The following is a 14,862-nucleotide window of genomic DNA, read 5'->3' as shown; positions in this document are numbered from 1 at the left end:
TTTTAGCAGAGGGGCTCACCTGTTCCCATTCCGAACACAGAAGTTAAGCCCTCTAGCGCCGATGGTACTGCTAGCGCGGGAGAGTAGGTCGCCGCCAGTTTTTTTTAAAAGCTCATCAACATTGTTGATGAGCTTTTTTTGTTTGGACATATAGGATGTAGGTATTAGGTAGAAGGTAGAAGGTCTTAGGAGGGTAGGTAGCTGCTATTAGCTATTAGCTATTAGCTATAGGTTAAAAGCTAACAGCCAACCAGCTTCGCTCGTGCGAGCATCTTGCTCGTTCGATTTTAAACAAAAAACCTCTTACTGTTGTTTAGAGCGTCCTGCTCGTATGAGTAGCAAGAAATACTACAGTTCTACATTTAATTATAAGTTTTATTCAATAATAATCCTACACGATAACAAACAATAGATACTAGGAATTTGGTAGAAGATAAAAGCTGATTGCTATAAGCTAAAAGCTAGCAGCCAACAGCCAACAGCTAATAATGAGAAAACCTATCCCCGATTGAACGGCATGTTTGACTTCGTCGAACCACTTCGTTAGGTTTGAGCTCTTTTTGTATGCAGTTGGAAATAGCTCGGCACAAAAAAGCGAGTAGTGAAAGCGGGAATGTGCTTCTAATAAATTCTAATTCGATTATCTAATTTATTCTTGAATTTTACTTAACTTTATTCTTTAGCTAAATAGAGATGGAGCCAGCATTTGTTATTGATTTTCCAAAGTTTGGGATTCTAAATAAAGCCAATGTTATCTGGTTGGGCGAGGAAATGTTTATGATGCCCGCATGTCTTATCAAACATAATTTTGAGATTTTGTTAGACGAAGAATCTCGTTTATACTATATCCTAGACTCCAATTTTGCGCGATTTTTACTTGGTTTTAAGTCAAGGTATCATGGTAAGAAATTTTTGGATGCCATAGATCCGGTGAATAGGGAAGAACTCTTTAAGCTTCAGGATTTGCTTACCTTAAAATCTTTTACAGAAAGTACGATTAGAACTTATAGTGGTGAGTTTTCGCAGCTTCTGAATGTTCTTGGAGATTATCCTGTTCAGAATCTCACAGAGGAGAAAATACGAAGTTATTTTCTATATTGTCATAAGGAGTTGACTTTGTCAGAAAACCAAATCCATAGCCGGATGAATGCTATCAAATTTTATTTTGAAAAAGTACTGGGTAGAACTAAATTTTTCGTTGATATTCCGAGACCTAAGAAAGCTTCTATTTTACCGAAAGCACTCAATGAAAAAGATATTCAAAAACTCTTCGACGTTACTTCTAATATTAAGCATTTGCTGATTCTGAAGCTTTGTTATGGCACGGGATTGCGGGTTAGTGAAATTATCAATCTTAAAGTAGAGGATGTGGACGGTGTCAAGTTAAAAGTCTTTATCCAACGCAGTAAAGGCAAAAAGGATAGGTATGTTAATTTGCCCGAATCTATTCTTGGCGAACTACGGGAGTATTACAAAGCTTTTCGACCTAAATACTATCTTTTTGAGGGCGAGAGTGGCGGGCAATATTCGAAGCGAAGTGCCCAAGCGGTTTTTAAACAAGCGATGGCGAAAGCTAAGATCACAAAAAAGGTTGGTATCCATAGTTTGAGACATAGCTATGCGACGCATCTTTTGGAGTATGGTACGGATATTTCGTTAATCCAAAAACTGCTTGGGCATAACAGTATTAAAACGACCTTAATCTACACCGAAGTAACGGATAAAAATATTTCGAATGTGGTTTCGCCTTTAGATCGGATGAATAAGAAAATTTAAGCTTCTAAAATCTCTTGCAGCTCTAGCCAACGCATTTCCGAGGTTTCTAGGTTTTCTGAAATTTCTTCTAAATCTTTTGAAAGCCCAGCGATTTTATCATAATCAGTTTCGTTGTTTAAAGCTTCTAAAATTAGATCACGTTTTTTTTCTAGCTCTGGCATTTCGTTTTCTAAAAGCTCTAACTCGCGTTGCTCTTTAAAGGATAATTTCTTTTTTGAAACTTTTGGTTGTGAAGCAGCAGGAGTACTTTCTGTATTGACTTTAGATTTTGCTTCATCTAATTTTTTAGTTTCAAAATCTTGTGTTTTTTTCCAATCACGGTATTCTGTAAAGTTGCCAACAAAATTCTTTATTTTTCCTTGTCCCTCGAATGCCAAAACATGGTCAACAATTCTGTCCATAAAATAACGATCGTGCGAAACAATGATTAAACAACCTTGGAATTGTAACAAGAAGTTTTCCAAAACCGTTAATGTTGGCAAGTCCAGATCATTGGTAGGCTCATCAAAAATTAAGAAGTTTGGATTTTGATACAGAACATACATAAGATGCAAACGACGTTTTTCGCCACCAGATAATTTTGAAATCGGTGAATACTGCGTTTGGTCATCAAATAAAAACAATCTCAAAAACTGAGAAGCAGAAAGACTTCTTCCATTTGCTAAAGGATAATATTCGGCTTTTTCTTTGATGAAATCAATAACGCGCTCGTCTTCTTTAAAGGCTAAACCCTTTTGGGAAAAGTAACCGAAACTTATCGTTTCACCAGTTTCTATTGTCCCGCTATCAGCCTTTTCGAGGTTTTGAATGATATTAAGTAAAGTTGATTTTCCAGCTCCATTTTTACCAACAATTCCAACTTTCTCACTTCTTTGAAATTGATAATTGAAATCTTTTAAAAGGATATTATCACCAAATGCTTTATCAATATGTTTTAGTTCTAGAATCTTTTTTCCGAGGCGCTGCATTTCAAAATCCAATTCTAGACTTTGTTTTCTAGTATCTGTTTTAGCAACTTTTTCGGTTTCGTAGAACGCATCAATTCTGCTTTTTGATTTTGTAGTTCTCGCTTTTGGTTGACGACGCATCCATTCTAGTTCCTTTCTGTAAAGGTTGTTGGCTTTGTCGATTGTCGCATCCATGTTTTCTTCGCGAATCATTTTGTTTTCCAAATAAGTCGCGTAGCCACCTTTATGAATATACAATTGGGCATCTTCCATTTCCCAAATCGTATCGCAAACCGAATCCAAGAAATATCGGTCGTGCGTTACGAGCAGCAACGTAATCTTTTGTTTAGAAAGATAATTTTCTAACCATTCTACCATTTCGACATCGAGGTGGTTGGTCGGTTCGTCCATAATCAAAAGAACGTGGCGATGCTCGGCTCTTGTTTCGGTCAACAATTTTGCAAGGGCAACACGTTTAACTTGTCCACCAGAAAGTTTTCCCATTTGGACAGAAAGATCGGTAATCTGAAGTTGCGACAAAATTTGCTTCATCTCATTTTCCAAATCCCAAGCCTTGTGCGCTTCCATTTCGAGAAGTGCTTTTTCTATGAAATCGTGATCGGTAGACGTTAAAGACAAATGATAATTCTTAAGCGCAACAATCGGTGCCGAATCCAATGTCATCATAAATTCTTCAACCGTAAGATTCGGGTCAAAGCTAATTTCTTGGTCAAAAAGTACAACTTGGATGTCTTTGTTAATCAGTACAGAACCTTGGTCGGCAATTTCTTTTCCCATTAATATTTTGAGAAGTGTCGATTTCCCGCTCCCGTTTTTGGCAACAATCGCAATTTTTTCGCCCTCGTTGATGTTAAAACTAATGTCTTCAAATAATACTTTCAATCCATAAGATTTTGAAAGATGTTCTGCCGTCACGTAATTCATAGGTCAAAAATACGAATAAGAATTGTTTTAATTCAGGTTTGGAAAGTCTTTCCGACAAAGAAATTTGAGTTGTGATTATTATTTGTATTGCTAAATTTTGAAAATGTTTAAAATTTGTTAAAAATTGTTAGAAATGAAAGATTAATTGCTAGTCATATTTTAAAAATGCTATCTTAGGAATAAAATTAAACCTATGAGAAAAGCCATCTGTTTCGGAGAAGTATTGTGGGATATTTTCCCAACTGGGAAAGTAATTGGAGGGGCTCCTTTGCATGTTGCTGCTAGATTATCTAGCTTTGGTGTACCATCGCGAATCGTTTCTAAAATCGGAAATGATGCCGATGGTCGCGCACTTTTACAAAATATTCAAAATCTTAATCTTACTGGTGTCTACATCAAGATTGACCAAAACTTCCCAACTGGTGAAGCCATTGTGCATTTTGATGCAGATGGTGAAGCTATTTATGATGTTAAATCGCCAGCCGCTTGGGACAACATTGATCTTAGTACGGAAATTGAAGACGCCGTTGGTGCAGCGGATATTTTTGTATATGGTAGTTTGGCTGCGAGAAGTGATGTCTCGCGAAAAACTTTGTATAACTTATTAGAAATTGCGAAATATAAAGTTTTCGATGTCAATGTTCGGAAGCCATTTTGCGATTTTGATGAGATTGTGAAACTTATGAAACAAGCTGACCTTATTAAGTTAAATGAAGCCGAACTTCGCTATCTTGCTAAGCATCTTGGCGCAGATAATGAGTCTTTGGAACTTAATATTTTATTCTTGTCAGAATATACCGAGACTGCGCAGATTTGCGTGACGCGTGGAAGAAACGGTGCGGTTCTATTAACGGGCGAGCAATTGTACACGCACCAAGGATTCGAGGTGGACGTTGTGGACACGATTAGCTCCGGAGATAGTTTTTTGGCGGCTTTGCTTTCTAAAATTTTAGATTGCGAAACCGAAGAAGATTACAGCGAATTATTGGCTTATGCAAATGCTGTTGGTGCGGTTGCTGCAACTAAAAAAGGACCAACTTCAAAAATTGATAAGCACGAAGTATTGCAATTAATCCAAGGTCAGCTGTCGTAGCGACCAATAACTTCCGTTGTAGATATTAAGGTCAATTTTTACATTGATGCCGTAGGCAATTCCGTTTTCTGTGAATTGCCAAAATTTCCAATTGTCATCGGGAGACGGTGTTGGGATATCGTTGTAATTTGCTAACCAAAGTGTGTAATCATCGAACTCGTCGGTGAGAACATCTTTTTTGTAATGATAATAGGTGTAGATAATTGGCTTAGCACCATAGGCATCTTCCAAGATTTTTAAAAATAATTTTAAATCTTTGATAAGTTGCTCTTTGGATTTTTTTTGCGGCATTTTTTCGATGTCCAATACTGGCGGCAAATCTCCAGATTCTAGTTTTGCCACCGAAACAAAAGAGTTGGCTTGCAAAATAGGATCTTCATCTGGACGATAATAATGATAAGCGCCACGAAGTAAGTCGTGCTTTTTCGCTTGTTCCCAAAAATGTTCGAAATTGTTGTCCGATTTTTTATTACCCATCGTGGCGCGAAGTAGCACAAATTTTAAAGGAATAGTTTTGTTGCCAATGCTCAAACTATCCCACTTGATGTCCTCTTTATTTTGATAATGCGAAATGTCAAAACCAAAAGTTTGGGTTGCATAATCGCCAATTATTCGGTTGATGCGCGCTTCTTCTTCCTTGGAGTTTTTTAGTTTTTTGTGATGAAATTTGTTAAAGTAAGTAGAATAGTAAAAGTGGATTTTCTCTTTTAGATAGTAGCCAGTTCCTAAAAGCCCAAATATCGCAAAAGCCAATGTCCACCACATTATTTTCTTTTTCAACTGGCGGCGTTGAAGTTGCTTTTTTCTGGATTTTCGTTGATTAGGAATCGCTTTTTTCATCGAGGCAAAACTACGAAAGAAATCTCGATTTGCCTTTTGATTTAGTGGATTTCCTTGATCTCAATTTTTTGATTGTTGAAGGTGATGATATCGCCTTTTTTATGGTTGTGAAGCGCTATGGCAATCGGACTTTTGTCAGAAATAATGTATAGTTTTTCGGTTTCAAATTTTATTTCTCCAAGAGAAACGGCGATAAAGAATTTTGATAAAGAAGTTTCTACATAACTGCCAAGGCTAACTACTTTTTTTTCTGCGATATTTAGATTTTTGACCAAGCTAAATTGTTGCTGAAGTTCATTAAGTTGAACTTGCAGGTTGTTAATTTGTTGTTGCAACATTTCTCTTCCAGTTTCATATTTGTCGCCCATACTACTTTTGGTATCGTTGTTGGAAGTACGCGTGTCGTCTATCAATTGCTCGAGTTTTGCAATTTTTTGAGTGAGAATTTCCAACAATTGTTTTTGAAGCTCCGCTTTATTAATGGGCATTTTTATAAATTTGAAAGATTATTGACCAACAAATCTAATTAAAGCACTTATGATTTCCTATTTTTCTAAACTTAAAATTTTCTTTTTCCTGTTAATCGGTTGTTGTTTTTTTGGTCAAAAACTTCCGACTTCTAGCGAAGTTATTTCTAATTATTATAATGCTTTGGGAGGTTTAGAAAATTTGGAAAAAGTAAAATATCTAAAAATGAAAACCGAAATGATTGTTGATGGCAATAAGTTTTTAGGAACGGAAGCTTGGATTGCGCCTAACATTTTTAAGAAAACACAGAAGTTGGGTAATGAAGATGTTGTTCAGTTTTTTGATGGAAAATTCGGATACATTAGCCAAGGTGATCATCGTGAAGCTTTGTCACCGTCAATTGTTGAAAAATTAAAATCTAGAAAATTAATCGCTGCTTTTGAATTTGATGCCAAAGATTTTAATAAAGTTATAGAAATGAAGAAAGGTCAGCAGAATTTTTATGTTTTAGAAAAGCCAGAAGCAAAAGTTTATTTTGACAAAGAGACAAAACTTCTTTCGAAAATCGAAACTTCACAAGGCAATCAGGAGTTTTCCGATTATAAAATGTTTGACGGAATTTTGTTTCCCACAAAGATTATTACAAGTGGACAAGCAAATTCTTCGGTGCTCAACTATCTCAATATTTTGGTAAACAAAGAAGTGACCTACGAGGATTTGCAATAATCAAAATAATTCTCAATCTAAATCCTCAAACGGAATTTTCAATTGAATAGAGACTTGCTTTTTTTCTTCGGTGTTAAGATTTGACAACGATAATCCCAAAAGTCGCACAGCTCGGTCGAAAGGTCGTTGCTTCCACAAGTTTTTTGCAGTTCGGTAATATTCCTCCTTGGATTGGTAATATTCGGTTTTGGTAAAACTTCGCGTGTACAGGGAAAAGTCTTTGTATTTTATTTTTAAAGTTAAAGACTTGCCCAGAATCTCGTGTCTGGAAAGTCGGTTTTGCAATTCCTCACTTAGACTTTTTAGTTTTTCATCAATCTGTTGCTCGTCGGATAGATCATCGATAAAAGTCCGTTCTACAGCAACACTTTTTTGGATTCGATTTGGCTTCACTTCACTATTGTGGATACCTCGGACAAGATTGAAATAGTATTGCCCCGATTTCCCGAAAAGTCTGGTCAGCTCTTCCAATGTTTTTTTCTTGATGTCAGCACCTTTGTAAATGGAAAGGCTGTACATTTTGTTGGCGGTCACTTTTCCAACACCATAAAATTTTTCTACGGGAAGCTCTTCCAAAAATTTTTCGACATGTTGCGGATGTATGGTTTTTTGACCATTTGGTTTGTTAATGTCAGAAGCTACTTTTGCTAAAAATTTATTCACCGAAATCCCTGCGGAAGCCGTCAATCCTGTTTCTTCAAAAATGCGTTGCCTGATTTCTTTAGCGATTTGATTGGCAGATTCGATGCCTTTTTTGTTTTCGGTGACATCAAGATAAGCTTCGTCCAAAGATAAAGGCTCGACAAGATCCGTGTATTCGTAAAAAATATTTCTAATCTTTTTGGAAACCTCTTTGTATCGCGGAAATCTTGGCGGAACAAAAATAAGATGTGGGCATTTTTCTTTTGCAGTTTTACTTGGCATCGCTGATCGTACGCCAAATTTTCGGGCTTCGTAACTTGCTGCTGCGACAACACCACGATGTCCACCACCTACCGCAATGGGTTTGCCTTTCAGATCAGGATTATCGAGTTGCTCCACAGACGCATAAAAAGCGTCCATGTCAACGTGAATAATCTTTCTGTTTGGTTCAGCAGGCATTGTTTACAAATTTAAGAATTCCTTGTAAAGCTTTTCTGTTTTTTAAATTTTAATTAAAATTTTATTTTCGTAAAAATTAAGTTAAATTTTTATGATTTATTTAATTAAATTTGGTTTTGGCTTGATTGTTAATATGCTTTAATGTTATTAAAAATGTATTGTTGATTGTGTTATTCTAAAAACAATGACCATGAGGATTACTAGATTTATTATTGCGCTTACGGTTTTTTCTTCTTTTACAATTGTCAAATTGCATGCGCAGGTTGGTGAAAATTTGCCAACAGAATGGACTTTGCAAGATTGTCTTACTTATGCCAAAGCGCATAATATCAGCATTAACAGTTTACGACTTAACGAAAAATCCGCTGAACAAGATTTGCTTCAGGCGAAAGCTTCAAAATTGCCAAGCCTTAGCGGAAGTGTGTCCCAAGGTATCGAAAGCCTTTCCGTTAATAATAGTCAACTGCAACTGCGTTCGAATTTTTCTAATAATATTGGCGTGTCATCCTCTGTGGTTCTTTATAATAGTGGCTATATTAACAACAATATCAAGTCAAAAGACCTTTCAGTAAAGTCTGCGAACCTATCCGTTAGCGAAGCTGAAAATAATATTAGCATTAATATCGCTGAAGCTTATCTTAATATTTTGATGGTGCAAGAGAACATTGTCTATCTTCAAAATTTGTTGAGTACAACCAAATCGCAGTTGGCGCAAGCTGAGAATCAATATAAATTCGGAAGTATTGCTAAGAAAGATTATTTGCAATTTCAGTCACAAGTTGCCAACGACGAATATAATCTTGTCAACGCTCAAAATCAGCTAAGAAGCGATATTGTTAATCTTAAACAAATTCTACAATTGCCATCGGATTTTGATTTTCAGATTGTTAAATCCTTGGATGTTAATGTTGGTGATGTTGATTTGGCTTTAAAGGATGCTCAACAAAAAGCACAAGCGTCTCGACCAGAAATTGAGAACAGCCAGTTGGGTGTTGAGATTGCAGAAACGGAACTTAAAAAATCTAAAGCCAATGGTCTTCCAGTTCTAAGTGCTGGTGGTGGCATCAACACTTCTTTTGCTGACCATCAAGGGACTGGTGTTATTACGCAATGGGGCGACAATTTTTATCAATCTGTTGGTTTGAGTTTGTCGATTCCGATTTACAACCAAAGGCTTTATAAAACTGCGGTCGAAAAGGCAAAAATTAATATTGAGCAAGCGCAATTGACAAAGCTGAATACAGAGACGGTTCTCAACCAAGAAGTTGAACAAGCTTACATTAATTTAGAAAATTCAATTGCACAATACAAAGCGGCGGCAGTTCAGTACAATATTAATAAAGAAACTTACGACATTTCTACGGCGGAGCTAAAACTTGGTAATATTAATTTGGTGGCATTGCAACAACAAAGGTCTTTGTATATACAAGCTTTGCAAGCCTACATTCAAGCGAAATATTCTGCCGTTCTCAACCAAAAAATCTACGAATTCTACACAGGCCAATCTCTTACTTTATAAAACTGAAATTATGAAAAAGAATAAAAAAACATATCTCTGGATTGCAATTATTGCAGTTGTTATTGGTGCAATTTGGTTTTGGAGAAGTCGCGAAGAGAAAATTGAAATTAACCTAAACACTACCCAACCTGTTGTAGGAGATATTGCAACAACGATTACGGCTACAGGAACGGTGCAGCCTGTCGATACCGTTGCAGTTGGTACACAAGTTTCGGGAACTATTAATAAGGTCTATGTCGATTTTAATTCGGTGGTAAAGAAAGGGCAACTTTTAGCACAATTAGACAGAACGATATTAACAGCGCAAGCCGCACAAATACAAGCTAATTTGCAACAGATGAAAAGCAATTACGCCTACCAAACTAGCAATTACAATCGTCAGCAACAGCTTTACAAAGTTGGGGCAATTAGCAAAGCAGATTTGGAAGCAGCAATGAATCAATTCAATGCTTCTCGTGATAATGTTGCAGCAACAACCGCGCAATTGGCTTCGGCAAACAAAAATTTGGCATATACCAATATTTATTCTCCGATTGATGGTACCGTCCTTTCTCGTAATGTAAGTGAGGGACAAACGGTTGCAGCGAGTTTTAGTACACCGACATTATTTAGTATTGCTAAAGATTTAACCAAAATGCAAGTTCGAGCTTCTATTGATGAAGCAGATATTGGCAATGTTAAAACGGGACAAAAAGCGACTTTTACGGTAGATGCTTTTCCTGATAAAACGTTTGAAGGCGTCGTGCAAGAAATACGGCTCCATCCAACAGTTTCTGCCAATGTGGTTAACTATGTCACAATAATTGATGCTAATAATGCCGAACTTCTTTTAAAACCAGGTATGACGGCAAATATAACTGTTGCAACATTGGACATTCCTAAGGCGCTTAAAATTCCATCCAAAGCTTTGAGCTTCAAACCTGATTCTTTGGTCGCGCAAAAATATCAGGTGCAAGGAATGGATTCTAGCAAGAAAAATAAATCCCAACATCATAAGCAAGAAACTTCGAATACTAATTCGGGTTCAACATCTGGAACAAGTTCGGGAGCTAGCAGTCATGCTGTTGTTTGGGTTAAAAAAGATATGACACTTCAAAAGAAGATTGTAGAAGTTGGACTTAACAACGAAACCGAAGCTCAAATCCTTTCGGGACTTGATGAGAAAGATGTTGTTGTAACAGGGTATCAAGTGATTGGCAATACTAAATCTGGAAACTCGAACTCCGCGAAAAGTCCTTTTATGCCACAAAGAGGTGGCGGTAACAAAAAACAAGGCGGCGGAAATGCTGGTGGCGGACCTCGTTAATTTTAAAACTAAAATGAAATGGCAGCAGATGTAATTTTAGAAGTCAGAGATTTGGTTCGCGAGTTCCGAATGGGCGAAGAAACTGTTCGGGCGCTAAAAGGTATTAGTTTTCGAATTGAAAAAGGCGAGTTCGTGACAATTATGGGAAGTAGTGGCTCGGGGAAATCAACTTTGTTAAATATTTTAGGTTGTCTCGACAAACCGACTTCTGGCGATTATATTTTGGATGGTGTTAATGTAGAATCCTTGTCAAAGGACGAGTTAGCGCAACTTCGAAATCATAAAATAGGTTTTGTGTTTCAATCGTACAATTTGTTACCCAGAACTTCTGCCAAAGAAAACGTCGAATTGCCTTTGTTATACAATTCTGAAGTGTCGGCAGATTTGCGAAACGAGCGTTCTCTTAACGCTTTAAAGGCTGTCAAGCTGGAAGACCGAATGGACCATCTTCCCAATCAAATGTCTGGTGGACAGCAACAGCGTGTTGCGATTGCGAGAGCTTTGGTTAATGAGCCAGTTATGATTTTGGCAGACGAAGCAACAGGGAATTTGGATACCAGAACGTCTTACGAGATTATGGCTTTGATGCAGGAGCTTAATAGCAAACAATCCAAAACCATTGTTTTTGTAACACACGAGCCAGATATTGCGGCTTTTAGCCAACGGACAATTTTTTTGCGAGACGGAAAAGTTGTTAGAGATGTTAAAAATGAACAGATAAAATCTGCTAAAGAAATGCTAGACAACTTACCTGTTAGTGATGATTATTAGAACCTCGAATTATGAATATCGTTAATCTTTTCAGAATTGCTTTTCGTGCAATATTGCGAAATAAGCTTCGTGCCTTTCTTACGATGCTCGGTATTATTATTGGTGTTGGCTCGGTGATTGCGATGACTGCTATTGGTGAGGGTTCCAAAAAAAGTATTAGCGACCAACTCAGCAATATGGGTTCTAATATGATAACCATACGACCACAAAGTAATACCAATGTTACTGGTGGCGCAAGGATTGGCTCGTCAGGATTGCAAACTTTGAAAATGCCAGATATTGATGCTATTAAAAAAGGAGCACCCGATGTTGTAGCCGTTTCACCAGCGGTTTCTTCCAATGGACAGTCGATTAATGGTGCACAAAACTGGCCAACGCAAATGCAAGGTGTCTATCCCTCTTATTTGGATATTCGGGATTGGCCTTTGTCCGATGGAATCGCCTTTACAGATGATGATGTTAGACGTGCGAGCAAAGTTTGTCTTTTGGGACAGACGGTTGTTAACAATCTTTTTCCAAATGGAGATAGTCCAGTAGGGCAGGTTATTAGATTTAATAAAATCCCAATGAAAGTTATTGGTGTGCTAAGTTCTAAAGGTGAAAATACTTTTGGGCAAGACCAAGATGATGTTATTTTGGCGCCTTTCAATACGGTGCAAAGAAGATTATTGGGAATTGTCTATGTCCAAACAATTTATGCAGCTTCGGCTAACGAAAATACTTCAGCAGCTGCTTCCGATGAAGTTTCAAACATTTTGAGACGCCAACATCGCCTATCGATGGATGGGAATAACGATGACTTTACGGTAAGAACTCAAGCTGAATTGATAAATACCATCAGCTCGACCAGTCAATTGTTAACCGTACTTTTGACGGCGATTGCAGGAATCTCTTTGGTTGTTGGTGGCATCGGAATTATGAATATTATGTATGTTTCGGTAACGGAACGAACTAAAGAAATTGGTCTTCGGATGTCGATTGGTGCACGAGGCAAAGATATTTTGATGCAGTTTCTGATTGAAGCGATTTTGATAAGTTTAACGGGTGGCGTGCTCGGCGTTATTCTCGGAATTGTTTCCGCAAAGTTGGTGACACAGTTTTTAGCTTGGCCAACTTATATTACGGAATCATCGATTGTTCTATCGTTTTTGGTGTGCGCAATTACAGGTGTATTCTTCGGTTATTATCCTGCTTTGAAAGCGTCCAAACTTGACCCAATCGAAGCTTTACGTTATGAGTAGTTTTTTCTCAATTTTAAAACATTTTTGAATGGCTAGATTTTGAATTTGTTTTTAAATTCTAAAAATATTTTTGAGTTAAATCTAAGTTGTATTTGGATTAATTTTTGGGAATAAAAAAACTCAAATGTTAATTTGAGTTTGGTTTTATAAGTTTGTCAATTGTAGTTTGAATGTCTGGGTCTTCTGGTGAAATTGCATAATATTTTGCAATTTTTGAAGTTTGGTCAACCACCATAAATCTTGGAATCCAGTTAAGCTCAATATAATCATTAAATGAATTCTTCCAACCAGAAGCGAACCAAAAATTTTCTTTGTCTTTCATGTTAAATCGGTCAATGCTGTGGTCAAAAGCATCTTTGTTGCGCTCTAACGAAAAATATAAAAACTGAATATTTGGATTTTTTTCTGCCAGTTCATTTGATTTTGGAATGGCTAAAAGACAGTCTTTACACCAACTTGCCCAAAAATCGATGAGGACAACTTTTCCTTTATATTGGGATAAAATTTCTTTTACACTGATTGTTTTGCCATCTTCATCTTGCATTTTTTCGGCTAAAGCTTCTTTGCTAAAACTTGTTTTGTTAACAGCTGGTATTTTTTGAGAATATCCCAAAGCAAGGATAAATAAACTAAGGATGCTAAAAATCTTCTTCATTGTTCTAATTGTTGTGCTGCAAAATTAAAGAATTATTGCTTTGCTATTTCTTATTAAATGATAATTAAATTCTATCATCGAAATTGGCTAAGAACGCGGGATTTGCGCCCCAATATCACAAAAGCGGGAACCGTAGGCGGAAATGGCGCCCAAATAAAAATGCACCCAAAAAATTGAGTGCATCTATATTATGTTTTAAAACTTTTAGTTGTAGTTTTTTACCAAACCTTTTACGATTTTGATAACGTCTGGCATTGCTTTGTTAGCAGCATTTAGCACTTCTTCGTGCGACACGGCGAAAGCGATTTCGGGACCACCCAAATCGGTAATAATCGAAATACAGAAAACGTCCATTCCCATGTGTTTTGCAACAATAACTTCCGGAACTGTGCTCATACCAACAGCGTCGCCTCCGATGAAACGAACCAATCCGTACTCAGACGGCGTTTCGAACGTTGGACCTTGCAAACCAACATAGACACCTTCGTGTACCAAAATGTTATTTTCTTTGGCAACATCGTGCGCAGTTTGTAACATTTTTTTGTTGTAAGCTTCGCTCATATCCACAAATCTTGGACCTAGCTCGTCTATGTTTTTACCACGCAATGGATGTTCTGGCATCATGTTGATATGATCTTTCACCAACATAATATCACCAACGTGGAAGTTAGGATTAACACCGCCCGAAGCGTTTGATAACAATAGATTTTTGATGCCCAACAAGTGGAAAACTTTGAAAGGGAAAGTCACAGTCTCCATTGGATAACCTTCGTAATAGTGAAAACGACCACTCATCATCAAGACTTTTTTGCCTTCAAGAATTCCGTAGATTAACTTGCCACCGTGACCAACAACCGTTACTTGCGGGAAGTTAGGGATGTCTTCGTACTCAATGGTGTGGATAGGTTGTACCTCGTCTTGAAGTTTTCCAAGTCCAGAACCTAACACGATTGCAAAGTCTGGTGTGTCTTGGATGATATTTTTGATGAACGCTGCGGTTTCTTTAATTTTTTCTAACATAATCGTTGATTATTTGATTAAACGCTTCTTGATTGTCTATTTCTACATTAATTGGCCAATAAAAGATTTTGTCACGCAAGTAGTCAAAAGTTTTGAGTCTTACATAATCTTTTTCTGTGGTTAAAATCATCTTGTATTCGCCAAGTTTTTTATATTCTGCCACAATTTTTTTGATGTCATCATCGGAGAAATTGTGATGGTCTTTGTATTTAAGATGTTTTACTTTTTTAGAATATTTGCCGACTTCTTTTACAATTTGTGTTGGGTTAGCAATACCAGTTATCAAAAGTACATCGTAATAATCCAAATTTTTGACTGGCATATATTTGTCGATGCTCATTACATTTTCGTCATATTCTATAGAGGAGAAAAATACTTTCTGATAATGTTGTGGTTTTATTCTTGAAATGTAATATTGTTTTTTTTCTTCCGTAAGATCATCTGGACATTTGGT

At 36.9% G+C, this 14,862-nt stretch carries 14 protein-coding genes and 1 rRNA gene; 8 read left to right on the top strand and 7 right to left on the bottom strand.

Going from position 1 to position 14,862, the window contains the following annotated elements:
* Both rrf and Q1V95_RS08860 read left to right on the top strand, forming a co-directional pair.
* A 5S ribosomal RNA gene (gene rrf / locus Q1V95_RS08865) occupies positions 1 to 100 on the top strand; the annotation flags it as partial.
* A 593-nt stretch (positions 101 to 693) separates the two neighbouring features.
* Positions 694 to 1,776, top strand: coding sequence for a tyrosine-type recombinase/integrase (locus Q1V95_RS08860; protein WP_300672848.1), 1,083 nt, complete (start codon positions 694 to 696; stop codon positions 1,774 to 1,776).
* Here the strand turns inward: Q1V95_RS08860 and Q1V95_RS08855 are convergent.
* Positions 1,773 to 3,668 carry an ABC-F family ATP-binding cassette domain-containing protein gene (locus tag Q1V95_RS08855; RefSeq protein ID WP_300672846.1) on the bottom strand — a complete coding sequence of 632 codons (1,896 nt, stop codon included), beginning with the start codon at positions 3,666 to 3,668 and terminating at the stop codon, positions 1,773 to 1,775. The genes Q1V95_RS08860 and Q1V95_RS08855 overlap by 4 nt on opposite strands.
* Positions 3,669 to 3,861: 193 nt before the next feature.
* Between Q1V95_RS08855 and Q1V95_RS08850 the strand changes: the two genes are divergently transcribed.
* Positions 3,862 to 4,761, top strand: coding sequence for a carbohydrate kinase (locus Q1V95_RS08850; protein ID WP_300672843.1), 900 nt, complete (start codon positions 3,862 to 3,864; stop codon positions 4,759 to 4,761).
* On the opposite strand, the gene Q1V95_RS08845 is transcribed toward Q1V95_RS08850, so the two are convergent.
* Complete coding sequence (locus Q1V95_RS08845; RefSeq protein WP_300672841.1) at positions 4,738 to 5,601, bottom strand: GH25 family lysozyme; 864 nt, start codon at positions 5,599 to 5,601, stop codon at positions 4,738 to 4,740. The two genes, Q1V95_RS08850 and Q1V95_RS08845, sit on opposite strands and share 24 nt — an antisense overlap.
* Before the next feature lie 41 nt (positions 5,602 to 5,642).
* Positions 5,643 to 6,089: a hypothetical protein gene (locus tag Q1V95_RS08840; RefSeq protein ID WP_300672839.1), complete on the bottom strand. Its 447-nt coding sequence runs from the start codon at positions 6,087 to 6,089 to the stop codon at positions 5,643 to 5,645.
* Between the two features lie 49 nt (positions 6,090 to 6,138).
* Between Q1V95_RS08840 and Q1V95_RS08835 the strand changes: the two genes are divergently transcribed.
* Positions 6,139 to 6,795 (top strand): hypothetical protein, encoded by a 657-nt coding sequence (locus Q1V95_RS08835; RefSeq protein ID WP_300672837.1) that lies wholly within the window; start codon positions 6,139 to 6,141, stop codon positions 6,793 to 6,795.
* A gap of 12 nt (positions 6,796 to 6,807) precedes the next feature.
* Here Q1V95_RS08835 and dinB read toward each other — a convergent pair whose 3' ends face one another.
* Complete coding sequence (gene dinB, locus Q1V95_RS08830; RefSeq protein WP_300672835.1) at positions 6,808 to 7,896, bottom strand: DNA polymerase IV; 1,089 nt, start codon at positions 7,894 to 7,896, stop codon at positions 6,808 to 6,810.
* Between the two features lie 190 nt (positions 7,897 to 8,086).
* Here dinB and Q1V95_RS08825 point away from each other — a divergent pair, with 190 nt between their 5' ends.
* From Q1V95_RS08825 to Q1V95_RS08810, 4 genes are read left to right on the top strand one after another with little or no spacing between them, the layout of a single operon-like run.
* Positions 8,087 to 9,415 carry a TolC family protein gene (locus tag Q1V95_RS08825; protein ID WP_300672833.1) on the top strand — a complete coding sequence of 443 codons (1,329 nt, stop codon included), beginning with the start codon at positions 8,087 to 8,089 and terminating at the stop codon, positions 9,413 to 9,415.
* Positions 9,416 to 9,425: 10 nt separating this feature from the next.
* A complete protein-coding gene (locus tag Q1V95_RS08820; protein WP_300672831.1) occupies positions 9,426 to 10,721 on the top strand; it encodes an efflux RND transporter periplasmic adaptor subunit in 1,296 nt (431 codons plus the stop codon).
* A gap of 18 nt (positions 10,722 to 10,739) precedes the next feature.
* Positions 10,740 to 11,492, top strand: coding sequence for an ABC transporter ATP-binding protein (locus Q1V95_RS08815; RefSeq protein ID WP_300672829.1), 753 nt, complete (start codon positions 10,740 to 10,742; stop codon positions 11,490 to 11,492).
* 11 nt (positions 11,493 to 11,503) lie between these two features.
* Complete coding sequence (locus Q1V95_RS08810; RefSeq protein WP_300672828.1) at positions 11,504 to 12,733, top strand: ABC transporter permease; 1,230 nt, start codon at positions 11,504 to 11,506, stop codon at positions 12,731 to 12,733.
* A gap of 127 nt (positions 12,734 to 12,860) precedes the next feature.
* Here Q1V95_RS08810 and Q1V95_RS08805 read toward each other — a convergent pair whose 3' ends face one another.
* The 3 genes from Q1V95_RS08805 to Q1V95_RS08795 all read right to left on the bottom strand — a co-directional run.
* Positions 12,861 to 13,388 (bottom strand): TlpA disulfide reductase family protein, encoded by a 528-nt coding sequence (locus Q1V95_RS08805; RefSeq protein ID WP_300672826.1) that lies wholly within the window; start codon positions 13,386 to 13,388, stop codon positions 12,861 to 12,863.
* Positions 13,389 to 13,592: 204 nt separating this feature from the next.
* The gene (locus tag Q1V95_RS08800) at positions 13,593 to 14,408 is read right to left on the bottom strand and encodes a purine-nucleoside phosphorylase (protein WP_300672824.1); all 816 of its coding nucleotides are present in this window, start codon (positions 14,406 to 14,408) and stop codon (positions 13,593 to 13,595) included.
* The coding region (locus Q1V95_RS08795) for a tetraacyldisaccharide 4'-kinase (protein WP_300672822.1) at positions 14,392 to 14,862 on the bottom strand (471 nt) is incomplete at its 5' end. The genes Q1V95_RS08795 and Q1V95_RS08800, both read right to left, overlap by 17 nt.

This window comes from Soonwooa sp. (assembly GCF_030151385.1).
GTDB lineage: Bacteria > Bacteroidota > Bacteroidia > Flavobacteriales > Weeksellaceae > Soonwooa.
The sequence above is the reverse complement of the archived record's forward strand: the minus strand, read 5'-3'. Positions and strand labels throughout refer to the sequence as shown.